Source organism: Salinivibrio sp. ML323 (genome assembly GCF_001995745.1).
Taxonomy (GTDB): Bacteria; Pseudomonadota; Gammaproteobacteria; order Enterobacterales; family Vibrionaceae; genus Salinivibrio; species Salinivibrio kushneri.
In genome coordinates, this window is record NZ_MUES01000006.1 from 143,137 (window position 1) to 161,100 (window position 17,964).

The window sequence follows — 17,964 nt, forward strand, 5'->3', positions numbered from 1 at the left end:
CGTCGCCCGCCCTTTGGCGGGCGTCACCGTTTTTTGCCTGTTATTGACGGAATTGAATCATGACCCCTGAACGCTTTGAACGCATTCATCAGGTCTTGGCCCAACGCCAGCCTGATCTCACTGTCTGCATGGAGCAAGTTCACAAGCCCAATAATATTTCCGCTATCATTCGCACGGCCGACGCGGTAGGCATTCACCGCATGCATGCGGTATGGCCAGAAGGCACCAAGATGCGCACTCTCGGCGGCACATCGGCCGGCTCGCGCAACTGGATAGATGTGGTCACTCACAACACCACGGAAGAAGCCTTTGATGCCATGCACGCCCAAGGGATGCAGGTGTTAGTCACTAACTTGTCGGATACCGCGGTCGATTTTCGCGAGATCGACTACACCCGTCCGACGGCCATCGTGCTGGGGCAAGAAAAACAAGGCATCAGTCGCGAAGCGCTCGACAAAGCGGACCAAGACATCCTCATTCCTATGGTAGGTATGGTACAGTCACTCAATGTGTCAGTGGCCAGTGCCTTGATTTTGTACGAAGCACAGCGCCAACGCCAAGCGGCTGGCATGTATCAGTTGGATAAGACACGCTTGCCCGACCACGAGGTTCACCACATTTTGTTCGAGCGTGGTCACCCGGTGCTTGCCCGCGTGGCAAAACAAAAAGGCTTGCCTTATCCGCCCTTAGATGAACACGGTCAAATTGTGGCCGACGAGGCGTGGTGGGCACAGATGCAGGCGGCCAAACATCCACGTTAGTCCGACACGCGAGCCAGAGCGAACCCATAGAGAAACGGATGCGATCTTCGATGCTAAGTGCGGTGACTGTTGATACCTTAAGTGGCGTTGGCAGCAAAATGGCAGAAAAACTGGCGAAAATAGGCCTGCATACGGTGCAGGATGTTTTATTTCACCTGCCTTATCGTTATGAAGATCGCACCCGTGTGTGGCCGGTCGCAAGTCTCTTACCGGGCCAACATGCCACCATCGAAGGTGAAATCACCCACAATGACACCGTGTTTGGTCGTCGCAGGATGCTCACGGTTCGGGTGCAAGATAGCAGTGGCGCATTAACGCTGCGATTTTTCAACTTTAATGCCGCAATGAAAAACAGTTTAGCCGTAGGCAAGCAAGTAAAAGCCTACGGTGAGCTCAAGCGCGGAAAGCACGGGCTGGAGATCATTCACCCCGAGTATCAGGTATTTTCCGAGCCTACCGAGTTGGTGATGGAAGAAACCCTCACCCCCGTGTATCCCACCACGGAGGGGCTTCGCCAAGCGACGCTGCGTAGCCTGACCGATCAAGCCCTGGCTTTGTTAGACAAAAGTGGCGTCGACGAGCTGCTGCCCGAAGGCTTGTACGATAGACAGCTTTCGCTGCGCGATGCATTACACCTTTTGCATCGTCCGCCGCCCGAGACCGTGTTGGAAGACTTATTAGCAGGGCAACACCCTGCTCAGCGACGCTTGATCATTGAAGAGCTCCTTGCCCAACACCTGTCGATGCTGTCTGTGCGCCACCAAGCCCAACAAGTGAAAGGCTTTGCCCTCGCACCCAGTCAGTCATTAGGGCAGCGCCTTTTAGACAACCTGCCTTTCACTCCCACCGGCGCACAAACTCGGGTGGTGAGCGAGATCAGCGCCGATTTGGCCAAGCCGTTTCCGATGATGCGCCTCGTGCAAGGCGATGTGGGGGCAGGTAAAACCTTGGTCGCCGTGCTCGCCGCCTTGCAAGCGATTGAACAAGGCCATCAAGTTGCGTTGATGGCACCGACCGAGCTATTGGCCGAGCAACACGCCACTAACTTCGCTCAGTGGCTCGAACCACTGGGCATTCAAGTCGGTTGGCTGGCCGGCAAGCTAAAAGGGAAAGCGCGGGAGCAAACCCTGGCAAGCATTGCTGACGGCGAAGCGAAAATGGTGGTCGGTACCCATGCTTTGTTTCAAGCGAGCGTCCAGTTCGACAGCCTAGCGTTGGTCATTATTGATGAACAACACCGCTTTGGTGTTCACCAACGTCTCGCGCTGCGTGAAAAAGGCGAGCAGCAAGGCGCCCATCCGCACCAGCTTATCATGACCGCGACCCCCATTCCCCGTACCTTGGCGATGACCGCGTATGCGGATCTTGAAACGTCCGTCATCGATGAATTACCCCCGGGGCGCACACCCATCCAAACCGTCGCCGTCCCCGACACCCGCCGCGACGATATCATCGCCCGCGTCAGTGCCGCATGTGCAGCCGGTCGACAAGCATATTGGGTGTGCACCTTGATTGAAGAGTCCGACGCCTTAGAAGCGCAAGCCGCGGAAGACACAGCCACCGCGCTTAAAGAAGCCCTCCCCAACCTGGAGATTGGCTTAGTTCACGGGCGAATGAAAGCGGCAGAAAAGCAAGCGGTCATGGAAGCCTTTAAACAAGGCGAGTTACAGTTATTGGTGGCGACAACGGTTATTGAAGTGGGCGTCGATGTCCCTAACGCCAGCCTAATGATTATCGAAAACCCCGAGCGACTCGGGCTGGCACAACTCCACCAGCTACGTGGCCGTGTCGGCCGTGGTTCCGTCGCCAGTCATTGTGTGCTGCTTTACCATGCCCCTTTATCCAAAACCGCCAGTCATCGGCTTGGGGTGCTGCGCGATAGCAATGACGGCTTTGTGATTGCGCAGCACGATCTCGATATTCGTGGACCTGGCGAGCTTCTCGGCACCCGCCAGACCGGGCTGGCTGAGTTTAAGATTGCCGATTTGGTCAGAGATCAGGGGCTGATCCCTGAAGTGCAAAAACTGGCCACGCACCTACATCAACACTACCCACAACATGCTCAAGCGATTATTCGCCGCTGGCTGGGGCATAAAACCCACTACTCCAATGCCTGATCGCCGCTATAACGCTCCCAATGCGTCATGATCAGCGCCATGGTTTCTGACTTGCTGTATCCCGCTTCACTGGCCGCCTGGATAAAGTGCGCCAGTGCGCCTTCAACGTAGTGCAAACGCTGCTCGGGTTCAGCCGGGCGCATGGTTTCACTCACCTGCATGCCCACTCCAGGCAAGCGCTCAAGCCACCCCTCATCGGCCAATTGTTGATAGCTGCGCGACACCGTCATTGGGTTCATCGCCAATGTTTTGGCCAGTTGCCGCACTGAGGGAAGTCGCGCACCGGGGTAGAGGGTGCCGCTGGCAATTTGCCGTTGAATTTGATCAATCAGCTGCTGAAATTTAGGCGTCGGATCCTGACTGTCTAGCGATAAACGCATGGCCGTTTCCCAGTGTATTGAGTCTCTATGACAGTATGGCCTACCCCCCTGGTTCCGCGACTTCCGCGGCTAAAAACGTGGTCACACGCACACAAGGGCGTTATTTTTTATTGCCCACAGGAAATGTCATCTGAATTCTTAACCCACCTTCAGTGCGTGACGACAAGCGAATATCACCATGAAGCTGTTCCACAATCCGTTTCACGATCGCTAGTCCTAGCCCCGTTCCTTCGCTGCCGCGAGCGGTGTCACCGCGAGTAAAAGGTTGAAATAGCGAATTCTCTAAACTCGCCTCGATCCCCGGGCCATTGTCTTCCACTTCCACCCACTGATAGGTGTGATCGGCATTGCTGCCACAACCGAGACGGACCCAGCCATGACCGTATCGCACCGCATTAACCACCAAATTGGTCACCGCACGCTTTAACGCTACCGAGTTAGCAAATAACTCTCCGTGCAATGCCCCTAAATCGAGATCAATATCGACCCCCATTTGTTGCTGATTACTCGCCACATCGCGGCAAATGCTCGCTAAGTCGACAGGATCAGGGTCTTGCTGCTGCACGGCGCGCAAGTAATCCATAAACTGGTTGATGATTTCATTACACTCTTCGGTGTCCTCGGTAATGCTATCGGCCAAATAGGCGTCATCCGATGACATCATTTCAGTGGCAAGGCGAATGCGCGTTAGTGGCGTGCGCAAATCATGGCTCACACCCGCCATCAGTAAGGCGCGGTCTTCTTCCAACTTACGGATACCGGCTGACATTTTATTAAACGCGACCGTCACCGCCTGAATTTCTGATGCCCCTCGTGGTGTGACAGGGTCAGGAAAACGGCCATCCGCCACATCTAACGCCGCGCGCTCAAGGGCCACAAGTGGGCGGTTTTGCATCTTGATAAATAGCCACCCGCCCGCTATCACCAACAGGGCAATCACTAAGCTGTATTGAAATAAAGGCGCAAAGTCGTCTTGATGCAGCTCGGAAAGCGGGATCCGCATTAAAAAATCGTCAATCTGGTCAAACTTCAGCCACAGCACGTAGCTGTCTTCACCACTGACCAAGCGCACTTCGGTTTGGGTGCCCAACTCCTCGCTGATATGTTCGCTTAAATAATCAATTTCCATGGCGTCTTTAAACGCCGCCGCAGGCTCACTGTTGGGCGCATGCAAGGTGACCCCAATCTGCTCCAACAATTGCCGCCGCACGGGTTCACCCAGGTGAAGGACTTCACCACCCTTAAGATACCAGTCTTCTTCCAGCATCAAGCGTACTTCAAAAGCGAGGATCTTGTTGAACTGCTGCAAACTGGGCAGCAAGGCATAATTAACGATGGTTAGATAAGAAAAAACTTGGCTGGCAATTAATAAGCCAGCCAAGATAAACAAGGTACGTGCAAAGTTAGTCCGCGGTGACATCCGCATCGCTATACCTCTCCATCCGGCACGAATACGTAGCCGAGCCCCCATACGGTTTGAATGTAACGCGGTTTACTCGGGTCTTCTTCTATCATCCGACGCAAACGCGAGATTTGTACATCAATCGAGCGCTCCATCGCCGAATACTCACGGCCACGCGCCATGTTCATCAGCTTATCACGTGACAAAGGTTCTCGCGCATTGGTGACCAAGGCCTTAAGCACTGCGAACTCGCCGGATGTGAGCGTCATGGGCTCATCATTGCGAAACATTTCCCGGGTGCCGAGGTTGAGACGAAACTCGCCAAAGGTCACCGTGGTAGAGTCTGCACTCGGGGCGCCTGGCGCTTCAATGGTCTGCCGGCGCAATACTGCGCGTACCCGCGCCAATAGTTCACGCGGGTTAAAAGGCTTGGGTAGGTAATCATCGGCACCCACTTCTAAACCGACAATGCGATCAATCTCATCGCCCTTGGCGGTCAACATCAAAATGGGCAACTGGTTATTCGCTTGACGTAAACGGCGACACACGGACAGGCCATCTTCCCCCGGCAACATCAGATCCAGCACCATCAGGTGAAAGGCTTCACGCGCGAGTAAGCGATCCATTTGCTCGGCATTGGCCACACTACGCACCTGAAAACCTTGCTCGGTCAGGTAGCGTTCCAGTAGCGAGCGCAGACGCATATCATCATCCACCACTAGAATTTTATAGTTCTCTTGCATGCTAAGCCCTCAATGCTGATCGTTGCCCGGCCATCGATTGACCGTCACTTATATCATACTGAATTTTGCCACAGTTCTCTTTCAGACCGCGTGTTTGTCTGACGCCAAGCCAAGGGTAAATTGTTACCGAGTGTTGCCTCGACAAGTTTGCCCGCTTCTTGTACTTTCCTGGACAAGGTTATATCGCGCGACGCCGAATGGCTAGCGAAAGGAGAGGTAACGTGAAAACCAAATTGGTGACCCGAGAAGGGTTTAACGCGCTCAAAGCCGAGCACGATTACCTGTGGCACGAACGGCGCCCAGAAGTGACCAAAATTGTCAGTTGGGCCGCCAGTTTGGGTGATCGCTCAGAAAATGCAGACTACACCTACAACAAACGTTTGTTACGCCAAATAGACCGCCGCGTCCGTTATCTGCGCAAACGTCTCAATGACTTAACTATTGTTGATTACGCGCCCGAGCAAGAAGGACGGGTCTTTTTTGGCGCCTGGGTGGAAATTGAAAACGAAGCCGGCGACACCAAGCAATTTCGAATCGTTGGTCCTGATGAGATTTATGAACGCAAAGATTACATTTCTATCGATGCCCCCATGGCGCGGGCGCTATTAAAAAAAGCCGTTGATGACGAGGTGGTGGTCTCAACCCCTGAAGGCGAAAAGCAATGGTTTGTGAATACCATTACCTACCCGAAACCCAGTGACAGCGACGCTCAGTAACACCTGAGGGAACCTTCGTCCCCATCGCGGTCAAAAATGCTATCCCTTGGCAGGGCGTTCCCCTGCCGTGCTTGTAGAGAAAAGGAAACACATGCACACATCCATTACACACACCCTGGCGCACGAACTCAATGTCGCACCAGGTCAAGTTAAGACAGCGGTCGATCTGCTTGACGATGGTAACACTGTCCCTTTTATCGCCCGCTATCGTAAAGAAGCGACCCAGGGCCTGGATGACTCGCAATTGCGCACCCTTGAGACCCGTTTGGTCTATCTGCGCGAATTGGACGCTCGTCGTGATACCATTCTCAAATCGATTGACGAGCAAGGCAAACTGACCCAGAGCTTGCGCCGCGATATTCTCGCTGCCGAGAGTAAAAACCGCTTAGAAGATCTCTATCTGCCTTACAAACCCAAGCGCCGAACCAAAGGCCAAATTGCGATTGAGGCCGGCCTAGCACCCTTGGCTGAGGCCTTATGGCAAGACGCCTCACACAACCCTGACACACTTGCTGAGCAATACATCAATGCGGAAAAGGGCGTCGCTGATAGCAAAGCCGCGCTGGATGGCGCCCGCGCCATTATGATGGAGCGCCTTGCCGAGGATGCGAGCTTATTAGAGACGCTGCGCCAATACCTTAAGCAATACGCGGTGCTGCGCGCCACCGTGGTTGCTGGCCAGGAAGAAGCCGGTGCCAAGTTCAAAGACTACTTTGCTCACCAAGAGCCAATTGCCAAAGTGCCGTCTCATCGTGCCTTAGCCATGCTTCGTGGTCGCAATGAAGGCGTGCTACAGCTGGCACTGGTTGCTGACCCCGACCAAGCACCAGACAGCAAGCAAAGCGTGTGCGAAACCATGATTGCTCAACACTATCAGCTGTCTTTGGGCACCGCCCCGGCAGACCGTTGGCGCAAACAAGTCATCGCCTTTGCCTGGCGAGTAAAAATCTTGATGCATCTTGAGACCGAGTTCATGGCCAACCTGAAAGAGCGCGCAGAGAACGACGCCATTGATGTGTTTGCCGCCAACTTAAAAGATGTATTGATGGCTGCACCGGCTGGCCCTCGCTGCACCATGGGGATAGACCCAGGCCTACGTACCGGCTGTAAAGTGGCGGTGGTGGATGGCACGGGCAAACTGCTCGACACCGCCACCATTTACCCCACCGCGCCTAAACACGATATTGAAGGGGCGAGTAAAACACTACGCCGTTTTATTGATCGCCATGGCGTGAACTTGATTGCGGTCGGCAATGGCACCGCCTCACGTGAAACCGAACACTTTGTCACCACCATGCTCAAACAAGCCGATTTGAGCATCCAAACCGTGATGGTCAGTGAGGCCGGTGCCTCGGTTTACTCAGCGTCAGAGCTGGCAGCCAAAGAATTTCCCGATCTGGATGTCTCGCTACGTGGCGCGGTTTCTATCGCTCGCCGCCTGCAAGACCCCCTCGCCGAGCTGGTTAAAATTGATCCTAAATCGATTGGCGTCGGTCAGTACCAGCACGATGTCTCTCAACACCAGCTGGCGAAAAAGCTTGATGCAGTGGTGGAAGACTGTGTGAACGCCGTAGGGGTCGATGTCAATATCGCGTCCGCGCCGCTGCTCACCCGGGTGGCAGGCCTTAGCCAAACCATGGCGCAAAACATTGTTGCCTTTCGCGATGAAAATGGTCGATTTGGCGATCGTAAAACCCTGCTGAAAGTGCCGCGTCTTGGCCCCAAAGCCTATGAGCAATGCGCTGGCTTTTTACGGGTAATGGATGGCGCCAACCCGCTTGACCGCTCGGGTGTCCACCCAGAGACCTATCCATTGGTCAAACATATCGCCCAAAAGACTGGCAAGGCCATCGATGCCTTAGTGGGTAACACGGGCTTATTACAAAGCTTAACCGCCAGTGACTACGCGGATGACACCTTTGGCCAAATCACCGTCACCGATGTATTGAACGAGCTGGCCAAACCCGGCCGCGATCCGCGCCCTGAGTTTAAAACCGCAACCTTTGCCGAGGGCGTCAATCAAATCAGTGACTTAAAACCAGGTATGCAACTCGAAGGCGTGGTCACGAATGTCACGCACTTTGGTGCGTTCGTCGATATCGGCGTTCACCAAGACGGCCTCGTACACATCTCCGCGCTATCAAACCGCTTTATTAGCGATCCACGCGACGTGGTCAAAGCCGGTGACGTGGTGAAAGTGAAAGTCATGGAGGTGGATGCGCCGCGCAAGCGAATTGGGTTATCGATGCGCCTCGACGATACCCCAGCCGCCAGCGAACCCTCAGCAGCCGCCCCTAAGCCGCGTGACAAAAGTCCGAAAAAGCGCCAGGACAAACCCACCGCAATGGGCAGCATGGCCGATGCCTTTGCCCGCGCCAAGCGCTCCTAACCAAAAAGCCCCACGCAACATCGTGGGGCTTTTTCATCGTGGCATCATGGACACCACTTATATCACAATCAGCACTTCTGAGGGCATGTTCGCCACGGTTGCTTGCTGATAACGCATGGCAACCACCGCACGCGTTTGCTCGAACCTTTTCAGCTCTTCAACTTTCTCCAGCACCTCTTCCGGCATTTTCAACCCCAAGGGGTAGCCGTTGTCTTTGCGTGCTTGCTCTCCAGGTTCATTACGTGCCATGGCATCAACACGCCCAGCAATATTGGCGCCGTCGTAATCAGCGTCGGACAAGGACTCGCGACTGTAGTCGAGCGAATAATTAGGGTGCTGTGACGGATCCCAGGATGAGCGGCCGAGCTGCTTACCTTGATCGGTCGCCGCTTTGCCGTGTTCTGGCTCTGGGGCTTGCTTGGTAGGGACAATTTTTTCGCGCATGCGATTACCCCGCGCAACTTGTTCAGTTGGCGGGTTCACCGATGGCGCGACAGTTGGGATACTGACGCTTGCTGGCGATATATTCATCTGATGCTACCTCCCAACATCAGCTGAAGGCCTAATTGTCAGTGCGGCCTCGTCTCCTTATAGTTTAGACGACAACCGCAAGTATGGTACCTATTGTGCCCAGCGCAGACAAAAACTGCCCAGCACCATAGGCCGCATCATCGTTTTCTTTCACTTTGTCCGGGTGGTCCATGCCCAACGCACCATAGGTAAAGGATTCAACCGATGATTTCTCTTCTGGCTTTTTAACACCTTCAGCGTTTTTCGCTGCTTTCACATCTTTGCTTTCTTTTGCTGCCTCGGCAGCGGAAAGCGTCTCAGCCGCCTTGGCTGTTTTCGTGTCTTTGGCCGCGTTGTCCGCATTTTGTTGCGGTTGTGTCGGCGCTTTTGGCTTCATCGTTTGTTGATGATACGCCTGAGACTGCCCAACGTTACCTACGTTCATTATGGTCTCTCCTAATGTCAGAGCAAGTGACATAGTTAACTTATCGGCAGAACCATGACAGGATTTAGTCAATTCTACCAAAAAACGATCAGCGCACACTATTTGGGCGGCAAGTTTGTGCCTAAAAAGGCAAGTAGCTTGTCCACCACTTCGTCAGGCTCCGTCACAAAGGGGGCATGAGCACTGTGTGCCAATACCGCACATTGCGAATGAGGCGCTAACGCAGAGACAGCTTCCGCCACCGACGCAGGCACCAAACCGTCTAGCCGCCCGTATAACCGCAGCCACGGCACACAAACCGCCTCACACTGCTGGCGCAGATCCGTGTTTGCCAGCATCGCCAAGCCATCCGCCAACGCGCGAGGGTCGGGCGCCGGGCGCGAAAATACCGCTTGTTTGAGCGCTTTCACATCTTTTCTCGCCGTGGGTGACCCCATGGCTTGTAGCGCCATAAAGCGCTCCACCGTTTGCGAAAAATCACGCTCAAGCTGGTCGGCAAAGTCGGTGAGTACCGCCGACTTGATCCCACGCCACCCTGGCTCTGCGACAAACTTGGGTGAGCTGGCGATAGTGACCAATCCAGTCACGCGCTGTGGCGATAACAGTGCGGCTTGTGTTGCCACTAATCCGCCCAGTGACCAACCTATCCAAGTTGCATGCGCTGGTGATTCTTTAAGCAACACTTGTGCCAGTTTCTCGATATCAAGATCCGGTTGGTGGGCGCTGTCGCCAAAACCCGGCAGGTCAACACAGTGAACACGATAGTGCGCGGTCAAGTAAGGGATTAGCATTGACCAGACAGCGCTGTTCATTCCCCAGCCATGAATGAGAACCAGATCGGGACCTTGCCCGTGAGATTGCCAATCACATAACGCCATGCTTTACACTGCCTTGGTTGCTTTTCAATCAAGGTGCCTATGATATCAGCAATCACACCACGGCGCTTCACGCGTTTACTCACCCACTGGGGAGGCAAACTCTTGCCCTCTCAGTGTCCGGTTTGCCACTTGTCATTGGATGCCGCACCCGAGAGTGCCACCCCGGCTTTATGCTGTGCCGCCTGCTGGGATGCGCACTACTCTTATTGTCTATGCCAATGTTGCGGCCTACCGGTCCCAACCCCACAAGCACGCTGTGGTGTCTGCCTTAGCCACCCTCCAGCATGGGACCGCTTGGTCGCGATCAGTGCCTACGAGGATCCGCTGCCGCAGCTTATCCATGCATTTAAATACCAACAGGCCTTTGAATTAGCGATACCTTTTGCCCGCCAGTTAAGTGAACGTATCCATCACCCCGCCCCCGTATTGCTGCCTGTTCCACTCCATTGGCGGCGCCGCTGGCAGCGCGGCTTTAATCAAAGCGGGCATTTAGCCTGGGCACTGGCCGACTACCTGGATACTCACGTCGTCGATAACGTTTTAGTCCGACATCGCCATACTGCGCCACAACAAGGTTTAAGCCGACAGGCGCGGCTCTCTAATCTGAAACATGCGTTTGCGATCAACGGCGAGCTGCCAGGTTCGCATGTGGCTATCATTGACGACGTGGTAACAACCGGACAAACGGTGTCACAACTGTGCCGGTTATTACGCCGTGCGGGAGCAGAAACGATCGATATTTACTGTTTGGCACGTACCGATCTACCCTAACGGAAAGCGTGCTATCCATGCTCATAAAGTAGCCACATGCTTCAAGGGGTGATAGCCAACGCAAACCGGAGTACACTGTATAAAACACACTGGATTAGTCAGGTATTTGTCGTGTCAGAAGTCAATATTTCAGAAAATGCACAAAGCCACTTTGTGAAGCTGCTTGAGCAACAGCCCGAGGGCACCAATATTCGCGTGTTTGTGGTTAACCCAGGCACGCCAAACGCCGAGTGCGGTGTTTCTTATTGTCCCCCCGAAGCGATAGAAGGCAGCGATACCGAACTCAAATTTAACGGCTTTTCGGCCTTTATCGATGAGATGAGCCTGCCCTTTTTAGACGAAGCGGAAATCGACTTTGTCACCGATAAAATGGGCTCACAGCTGACGTTGAAAGCACCGAATGCGAAAATGCGGAAAGTGGCCTCCGATGCGCCTTTGATGGAGCGGGTTGATTACGTGATTCAAAGCCAAGTTAACCCACAGCTTGCCAGCCATGGCGGCCATGTGAACTTGATTGAAATCACCGATGACGCGGTGGCGATTTTGCAATTCGGTGGCGGTTGTAATGGCTGCTCAATGGTAGACGTGACCTTAAAAGAAGGGATCGAAAAGCAGTTGCTGGCTGAGTTCAGCGGCGAGTTAAACGGCGTGCGTGATGTCACCGAGCACGCCCGTGGCGATCATTCTTACTACTAATAAACGCCGTCTCTTATCGCAAAAACAGGCCAACTGGCCTGTTTTTTTTGGTTGATAGGACTCAGCGGGTGACATCAAAAAAGCTGTCTCGTCGCCAGTGGTAAACAAAGCACACCGCGAGACTGAGCCCTCTTAGCGCCATAAAAGTAAGCATCGCTAACCACAAGGCGTGATTGCCCCATCCTTGCGCTAGCCACCAGGCAGCAAAAAAGCCTGCAGTGGCGACAAACATCCCATTGCGCATGTCTTTACCCCGCGTCGCGCCAATAAAGATACCGTCGAGCAAAAAGCACCACATCGACACCAAAGGCATAGCTACTAGCCAAGGTAAATAGCGTGCCGCTTGGTCACGCACCGCCTCAATATCGGAAATCAGCGCAATGATGTGATGGCCTGCCACGCCAAACGCCAGCGTGATCGCCAAGCAAATCACCAACGACCAAAAAGTGCTGCCTATCAGTGACACCAACAACGCAGACTTACTCTGCGCGCCAACCGCTTTCCCCACCATCGCCTCCATCGCATAAGCAAAGCCGTCCATCGCAAAGGAAATCAGCATCAGAAAGCTCATCAATACCGCATTGGCGGCCACAATCTCGTCACCAAGCGTCGCCCCTTGGAAGGTCATAAAAGTAAACGCCAACTGCAAACTAAGGCTGCGCAAAAAGATGTCTCGATTAAGCTTTAGCAAACGGCTCATCCCAGTCAGCCCGCGCTCAAACACCGACCGAACGGTCGGTAACTGGCGCGATTGCCAGATGCCTTTAACAAAATAGAGCCCCAGCATGAGGCCGAGATAATCGGCAACCACACTCGCCGCCGCGGCCCCCTCGACTTTCATATCGAGACCCACTACAAACAGCAAATCAAGGATAATATTGGCACTATTAACCACAATCAGCAGCCACATCGGCTGACGCGCATTTTGCGCCCCTAGTAGCCAGCCCATGATCACCAAGTTCATCAAGGTCGCCGGCGCACTAAAGATCCGAATGGAGAAATACTGGCTCGCGTAATGTTTGACTTCAGCACTGGCATCACTAAAGTGCATGACCCCCTCTAAAATGGGCACATGCAGTGCGATTAATAGCGTAGCCAACAGACCCGCTAAGGTCGCGCCACGCACAAAGGTCGCTGCCAGCTCACGGTTATCATTCGCGCCATAGGCTTGCGCGGTAAACCCGGTGGTCGCCATGCGCAAAAAGCCCAACAACCAAAAGGTGACATTAATCATGGTGCTGCCAACCGCCACGCCACCTAGATACCACGCATGCTCCAAATGGCCGATCACCGCGGCATCCACGAGCCCTAACAAGGGGACGGTAATGTTGGAGATCACCATGGGTAAAGCCAGCGATAAAACGCGCCAGTGAAGTTCACGCTGAGTTAAAGACTGCCACATACTGCCTCGTTTTGAATCTTAAAGAACCCACACTGAGTGGGGGAGATAATCTATTTTTGATAAAGAACATGATTGCATCGACAAGCGCTCACATCCTTGGGTAGCCCTGATGGGTGCAGCAGTGTACCATTGCAGCAATCTCATCGACGAGCGGCAGCCTCACTGCGCCAGTTACACTGCGTCAGTTACACTGGGTCAACTGCCCTCATCACTGAATGAATAAGGAAGGGTTATGCGTGTATTTTTTGCTTGTGTGTTGGTGGTATTACTCGCGGGCTGCTCGAAAGTCACCAAGCAAAACTATGATCAACTTGAAGTCGGCATGAGCTATGACGTGGTTGTGAGCCACATTGGCGAGCCAAGCCAATGCGACGACACCATGGGATTGACCCACTGTGTATGGGGTGGTGATGGTCAACACATCAAAGTCTCGTTTGTCGCCGACAAAGCCACCGTGCTGTCGGCRAAAGGGCTAAAATAGTCCCTCCCATAGCGCAACTCAATAGCGCAACGCGTGGTCGGCAAGCAGCACCAAAAAGGTCGCGAAGATATGCCATATCGAGAACTTAAAGGTCTGCCACGCGATGCCTTTTTGCGACTGGGTTTTCAGTCGCCACGCATAGCCAACAAAGACCAGGTTTAGCGTGGTCGCCCCTACCAGATACAGCCAACCACTCATTCCAGTCAGCCAAGGGAAAATGCCCACGATGACCAGCAGTAGGGTATAAAGCAACACCATGGTTTGGGTAAACCCTACCCCGTGAGTGACCGGCAGCATTGGCACATCGGCTTTGGCATAATCATGGCGACGATGTATCGCTAACGCCCAAAAGTGAGGCGGCGTCCAGGTAAAAATGATCATCACCAACAGCAACGCATGCGCGTGAAGCTCTCCGGTCACCGCGGTCCAGCCCAGCAGTGGTGGCATTGCACCGGCCAAACCACCAATCACGATATTTTGCGGGGTCGCGGGTTTAAGCCACTGGGTATACACCAACGCATACCCGACCAGGCTAGCAAACGTTAGCCAAGCCGTGAGCGGGTTCAGCCACCAACAGGCGATAAAACCGCTCACCATCAGCCCTACCGCAAAGGCCAACGCGGCGCCTTGAGTGACTCGCCCCTCGGCAACGGGACGATGGCGGGTGCGCTGCATTTTCGTATCAATTTTCCAGTCGATAACATGATTAAACACCGCCGCCGCACTGGCTTGTGCGCCAATGCCAAATAACCCTACCAATACGGCCGACCAAGGTGGCCAGCCGGGGGTGGCTAAACACATTCCCACCAGCGCAGTGAGGAGCAACATGGCGACCACGCGCGGCTTGGTCAGCTCATAATAATCTCGCCAACTGGCGCCAGCAGGCGTCGAAACACTAGCGGTACGTTGAAACTGTGCCATCACGGGCTCCTTGTCGGGTCGACGCTGAAAGACATAAAAATCGGGTGAGGAGCAATGTGGCCAATAGCGACAATCCACCGAGGTTATGCGCCACCGCCACACTCAGCGGCAGTAGCGCGACCACATTGGTCACGCCCAGCGTAATTTGCATCGCCAACACGGCGCTGACACTCATTGCCAGCGCACGCGCCCCAGCACGCCACAGCCCCCATGCCCAAGCGAGCACTAACGCGGTGACCACCATGGCGCCCAGACGGTGCGTGGCATGAATGGTCACCCGCTCGGCATGGTTCAGCACCCCAAACTGATAGGTATCGCTAAGCGGACTGACAGGATGAAAAGCGGAAGGGGTGAAAAGCTGCCACCAAGGGCTTTCACAGATAGGAAGCTGAGTGCATACAGTGGCGGCATAGTTGGCGGAGGTCCAGCCGCCGAGTCCGATTTGTATAATCACCGCCACCAAGGCCAACGTGCCCACACGACGTGCGGATGACGACACCGCAATTGCCGGCAATCGGAGCGCGCCTGTTGCCACCGCCAGCCAAACCAGCAAGCATACCGTGGTGAAACCACCGAGTAAGTGCGCCATTACCACCACCGGCATTAAACTTAGGGTCACCGTCCACATCCCTAGGGCGGCTTGCGCGATGACCACCACACTGAGCAAGGTGGTCAGCGGTCGCAACGCCTGATAGTCAGGACGTCGCCAGCTGATCCAGGCCAACGCAAACATCGCCAGCCCTAGGGTGCCGGCCACGTAGCGGTGCAGCATTTCATTCCACGCTTTATTGATATCGAGCGGCGCATCTGGGAAACGCGACACGGCGACCGATTGCGCGCTGTCACTGGCCGGCACTCCTAAATGGCCATAGCAGCCGGGCCAGTCTGGGCAGCCCAGTCCCGCTTCAGTCAGGCGGGTATACGCGCCGAGTCCAACCACCAGCACGGCCAGCATCAGTGTCGATAAGACGGCGAGTTGGTAGCGACGCGTTGCCATAATCAGCCTACCTTAGACAACTTGAGAAGCCGTTTGAGATCGCGCAATAAGCCTTTGCCTTGCGCCACCCACTTCGTTTTGTCGTCACTGACTGGATAGGCCAGCACCACATTGTTCATCGGGTCGCTAAGATAAATGGTATTTTTATCAAACGCTTGCTGCTGCCATGCCTGCGCCTGCTCCGTCGTCAGGGTTTGCCGTGTCAGTACCTCCGGCGCTTTCTGGGCGGTGCTCGTCAGTGCCACGCTACTGACCCGGTCTCGCTCTTTGCCCACCGCAATGGGAATTTGTGTTAACTGAAACAGCGCTTGTTCACACACAGAATCACATTGCTCTGGCACCCGATAAATCAACCGCCACTGGCCTTGTTCGGGTAACCAATTTAGGGTCGCTGGCTCAGAGAGAAACTGTCCGTAATTGGTGACCCCTTTTTCATACCAGCTTTTCTCCAGCACCAATTTCGCCACCACCACGGGCAGGACAAAAATGCCAATCAATGCCACCAGCGTCATGCGTCCTTTCACATCGCTTCCCTCTGTTTTGTTTTGTACCACCAAATACCTGCGCCAATACTGACCGCGAGCGCCATCAATGCCCATTGCAAAGCATAGCCATAATGTTTTGCTGGCGGCATCACCACCGGCTGCCACACTGGCGTCACCCCAGCTTGCGCCAAGGCATCTGTGCTCGGCGTGGTCACATCCACCAGTTTTTCTGTCCGTATCAGCCACTGCGGATTAAGCGTTGGCAATTGGGCCTTCAAGGCTTGTAAGTCAATGCGCTGCCTCCGAGCGGGCCAATCATGCGATGCCGTTTCTTTTTTGAGTACCACCCGCTTAGACGGTGTATCAACGAAGCCAGACAGCTGGTAACGCGATGCCAACTCTGGCACCGCCGGCAAGCGGCGCAGCGCAGGCGCGGCCATCCAGCCCAACTCCACCAACCACCATTGCGATGGCTGCTGGCTTGGAATGAAGGGAAGAAAAAGGCGGTAGCCCACGCGACCTTGATGGGTCTGATTGTCGAGCCACACGGCAAACTCGGGACGAAACTGGCCATCAATCGCCAGGTATTGCCCTTTTTGCACCGAGCCTGAGAGCGATTCCGGTGCTTGATTGGCCTCAAACTGTGCCAGATGTTGGGCTTTTTGCTCGCCACGCGTCCATTGCCAATGGCTTAACTTGACGAGCAGCAGGACCACAACCACAGTCAATATCACAAACCCCATTCGCCGTCCTTGTTTCATGATTACCTATTGCGCTAAGGAGCGCTTATGTTGGTCAAAGCTATTCTGATTTGTTTACTGGTTTTTATTCTGTTTAATCTTTTTCGTGCCTTGCCGGTACTCCTAAAAGGCGATAGTTCCGTGCCTTTATCGCGTTATCTCGGTCGGCGTGTGCTGTTTTCCGTGGTTGTCTTCGTATTATTGCTGATTGCGCTCTCCCTGGGCTGGATAGCCCCTAACCCGCGTCCTTACTGATCTACAAGATATACACAAAGACAAACAAGCATAGCCAGACCACATCGACAAAGTGCCAATACCAGGCGCTAGCTTGAAAGCCAAAGTGATGCTCAGGGCTAAAATGCCCCCGCATCACACGCAGCCAAACCACCAACAGCATGATGGTACCTAATGTAACGTGTAGGCCATGAAAGCCAGTTAATAAATAAAAGGTGTTGCCATACACCCCGGAATCGAGACGCAGATTCATTTCTTGATAGGCGTGCACATACTCTTCACCTTGAAAGAACATAAACAGTGCCCCAAGCAATACCGTGACCAGTAAAAAGCCTTTCAGTCGCTCGCGCTGATTTTTTTCAATCGCGGTATGGGCAATATGGAGCGTGACCGATGAGGTCAGTAGGATAAGTGTGTTAAGCAAGGGCAGTCCCATTGCCGGCATCGCAGTGGTTTCAATTCCGCCCGGGGTCAACGTAAGTGGCCACTGAGCGACAAAATCCGGCCACAGCACCGCCGCGGTCATCGCGTTATTGCTCGCACCACCGAGCCACGGAACGGCGATAAAGCGGGCATAAAAGAGCGCACCGAAGAAGGCACCAAAAAACATCACCTCAGAGAAAATAAACCAGCTCATTCCTTGGCGAAAAGAGCGGTCCATTTGCGCCGAGTACAGCCCTTGCATGGACTCACGGATCACGTCGCGAAACCAGCCGGTGAGCATAATCAAAATAAGCACGGTGCCTGCCAGCAACAGCCAAGGGCCACTGCCACCAAATAAACCACCCACGGTCGCCCCCGCGCCAGCAGCGATTAAAAACAGCGCCACGGCACCGACAATCGGCCAAATACTCGCCGCTGGGACATAATAACGTTCAGGCGTCGCCATGAGCGCC

20 protein-coding genes are annotated in these 17,964 nt (G+C 54.2%); 8 read left to right on the forward strand and 12 right to left on the reverse strand.

Going from position 1 to position 17,964, the window contains the following annotated elements:
• Positions 1-59: 59 nt before the first annotated feature.
• The gene (trmH, locus tag BZG13_RS06470) at positions 60-761 is read left to right on the forward strand and encodes a tRNA (guanosine(18)-2'-O)-methyltransferase TrmH (RefSeq protein WP_069361959.1); all 702 of its coding nucleotides are present in this window, start codon (positions 60-62) and stop codon (positions 759-761) included.
• A 38-nt stretch (positions 762-799) separates the two neighbouring features.
• Positions 800-2,878 carry an ATP-dependent DNA helicase RecG gene (recG, locus tag BZG13_RS06475; RefSeq protein ID WP_077485925.1) on the forward strand — a complete coding sequence of 693 codons (2,079 nt, stop codon included), beginning with the start codon at positions 800-802 and terminating at the stop codon, positions 2,876-2,878.
• On the opposite strand, the gene BZG13_RS06480 is transcribed toward recG, so the two are convergent.
• From BZG13_RS06480 to ompR, 3 genes are all read right to left on the reverse strand, one after another.
• Positions 2,863-3,258 carry a GntR family transcriptional regulator gene (locus tag BZG13_RS06480; protein WP_069361961.1) on the reverse strand — a complete coding sequence of 132 codons (396 nt, stop codon included), beginning with the start codon at positions 3,256-3,258 and terminating at the stop codon, positions 2,863-2,865. The two genes, recG and BZG13_RS06480, sit on opposite strands and share 16 nt — an antisense overlap.
• Before the next feature lie 100 nt (positions 3,259-3,358).
• Positions 3,359-4,684, reverse strand: a complete 1,326-nt coding sequence (envZ, locus tag BZG13_RS06485; protein WP_077485927.1) for a two-component system sensor histidine kinase EnvZ — start codon at positions 4,682-4,684, stop codon at positions 3,359-3,361.
• A 2-nt stretch (positions 4,685-4,686) separates the two neighbouring features.
• Positions 4,687-5,403 (reverse strand): osmolarity response regulator transcription factor OmpR, encoded by a 717-nt coding sequence (gene ompR, locus BZG13_RS06490; protein ID WP_046074657.1) that lies wholly within the window; start codon positions 5,401-5,403, stop codon positions 4,687-4,689.
• Positions 5,404-5,624: 221 nt separating this feature from the next.
• On the opposite strand from ompR, the gene greB reads away from it, so the two are divergent.
• Together greB and BZG13_RS06500 are read left to right on the forward strand one after the other, a co-directional pair.
• On the forward strand, positions 5,625-6,119 hold the full coding sequence (gene greB, locus BZG13_RS06495; RefSeq protein ID WP_069361963.1) for a transcription elongation factor GreB: 495 nt from the start codon (positions 5,625-5,627) through the stop codon (positions 6,117-6,119).
• Between the two features lie 91 nt (positions 6,120-6,210).
• A complete protein-coding gene (locus tag BZG13_RS06500; RefSeq protein WP_077485929.1) occupies positions 6,211-8,508 on the forward strand; it encodes a Tex family protein in 2,298 nt (765 codons plus the stop codon).
• 57 nt (positions 8,509-8,565) lie between these two features.
• Here the strand turns inward: BZG13_RS06500 and BZG13_RS06505 are convergent, their stop codons facing one another.
• The 3 genes from BZG13_RS06505 to bioH form a co-directional block, all read right to left on the reverse strand.
• Positions 8,566-9,039 carry a hypothetical protein gene (locus BZG13_RS06505; protein WP_077485931.1) on the reverse strand — a complete coding sequence of 158 codons (474 nt, stop codon included), beginning with the start codon at positions 9,037-9,039 and terminating at the stop codon, positions 8,566-8,568.
• Positions 9,040-9,103: 64 nt separating this feature from the next.
• The gene (locus tag BZG13_RS06510; RefSeq protein ID WP_077485933.1) at positions 9,104-9,463 is read right to left on the reverse strand and encodes a hypothetical protein; all 360 of its coding nucleotides are present in this window, start codon (positions 9,461-9,463) and stop codon (positions 9,104-9,106) included.
• Positions 9,464-9,561: 98 nt separating this feature from the next.
• The gene (gene bioH / locus BZG13_RS06515) at positions 9,562-10,341 is read right to left on the reverse strand and encodes a pimeloyl-ACP methyl ester esterase BioH (RefSeq protein ID WP_077485935.1); all 780 of its coding nucleotides are present in this window, start codon (positions 10,339-10,341) and stop codon (positions 9,562-9,564) included.
• A gap of 39 nt (positions 10,342-10,380) precedes the next feature.
• Here bioH and BZG13_RS06520 point away from each other — a divergent pair, with 39 nt between their 5' ends.
• Entirely contained in the window at positions 10,381-11,112 is a 732-nt protein-coding gene (locus BZG13_RS06520; RefSeq protein WP_077485937.1) for a ComF family protein, read from the forward strand.
• Positions 11,113-11,148: 36 nt separating this feature from the next.
• The gene (gene nfuA, locus BZG13_RS06525; RefSeq protein WP_176719644.1) at positions 11,149-11,808 is read left to right on the forward strand and encodes a Fe-S biogenesis protein NfuA; all 660 of its coding nucleotides are present in this window, start codon (positions 11,149-11,151) and stop codon (positions 11,806-11,808) included.
• Positions 11,809-11,869: 61 nt separating this feature from the next.
• Here nfuA and dinF read toward each other — a convergent pair whose 3' ends face one another.
• Positions 11,870-13,210 carry an MATE family efflux transporter DinF gene (gene dinF / locus BZG13_RS06530; protein ID WP_077485939.1) on the reverse strand — a complete coding sequence of 447 codons (1,341 nt, stop codon included), beginning with the start codon at positions 13,208-13,210 and terminating at the stop codon, positions 11,870-11,872.
• Positions 13,211-13,442: 232 nt separating this feature from the next.
• On the opposite strand from dinF, the gene BZG13_RS06535 reads away from it, so the two are divergent.
• Entirely contained in the window at positions 13,443-13,691 is a 249-nt protein-coding gene (locus tag BZG13_RS06535) for a DUF3862 domain-containing protein (RefSeq protein WP_077456791.1), read from the forward strand.
• Between the two features lie 18 nt (positions 13,692-13,709).
• On the opposite strand, the gene cyoE is transcribed toward BZG13_RS06535, so the two are convergent.
• From cyoE to BZG13_RS06555, 4 genes are read right to left on the reverse strand one after another with little or no spacing between them, the layout of a single operon-like run.
• Positions 13,710-14,612, reverse strand: a complete 903-nt coding sequence (gene cyoE, locus BZG13_RS06540; protein WP_077485941.1) for a heme o synthase — start codon at positions 14,610-14,612, stop codon at positions 13,710-13,712.
• The gene (locus BZG13_RS06545) at positions 14,587-15,609 is read right to left on the reverse strand and encodes a COX15/CtaA family protein (protein ID WP_077485943.1); all 1,023 of its coding nucleotides are present in this window, start codon (positions 15,607-15,609) and stop codon (positions 14,587-14,589) included. The genes cyoE and BZG13_RS06545 overlap by 26 nt, the downstream gene beginning before the upstream one ends.
• Before the next feature lie 2 nt (positions 15,610-15,611).
• On the reverse strand, positions 15,612-16,133 hold the full coding sequence (locus BZG13_RS06550) for a hypothetical protein (RefSeq protein WP_077485945.1): 522 nt from the start codon (positions 16,131-16,133) through the stop codon (positions 15,612-15,614).
• A complete protein-coding gene (locus BZG13_RS06555) occupies positions 16,130-16,837 on the reverse strand; it encodes an SURF1 family protein (RefSeq protein WP_158074869.1) in 708 nt (235 codons plus the stop codon). Before BZG13_RS06555 ends, BZG13_RS06550 begins: the two co-directional genes overlap by 4 nt.
• Before the next feature lie 45 nt (positions 16,838-16,882).
• Between BZG13_RS06555 and BZG13_RS06560 the strand changes: the two genes are divergently transcribed.
• Entirely contained in the window at positions 16,883-17,089 is a 207-nt protein-coding gene (locus BZG13_RS06560; protein ID WP_077485949.1) for a DUF2909 family protein, read from the forward strand.
• 1 nt (position 17,090) lies between these two features.
• Here the strand turns inward: BZG13_RS06560 and BZG13_RS06565 are convergent, their stop codons facing one another.
• Complete coding sequence (locus BZG13_RS06565) at positions 17,091-17,957, reverse strand: cytochrome c oxidase subunit 3 (RefSeq protein WP_077456799.1); 867 nt, start codon at positions 17,955-17,957, stop codon at positions 17,091-17,093.
• Between the last annotated feature and the right edge of the window lie 7 nt (positions 17,958-17,964).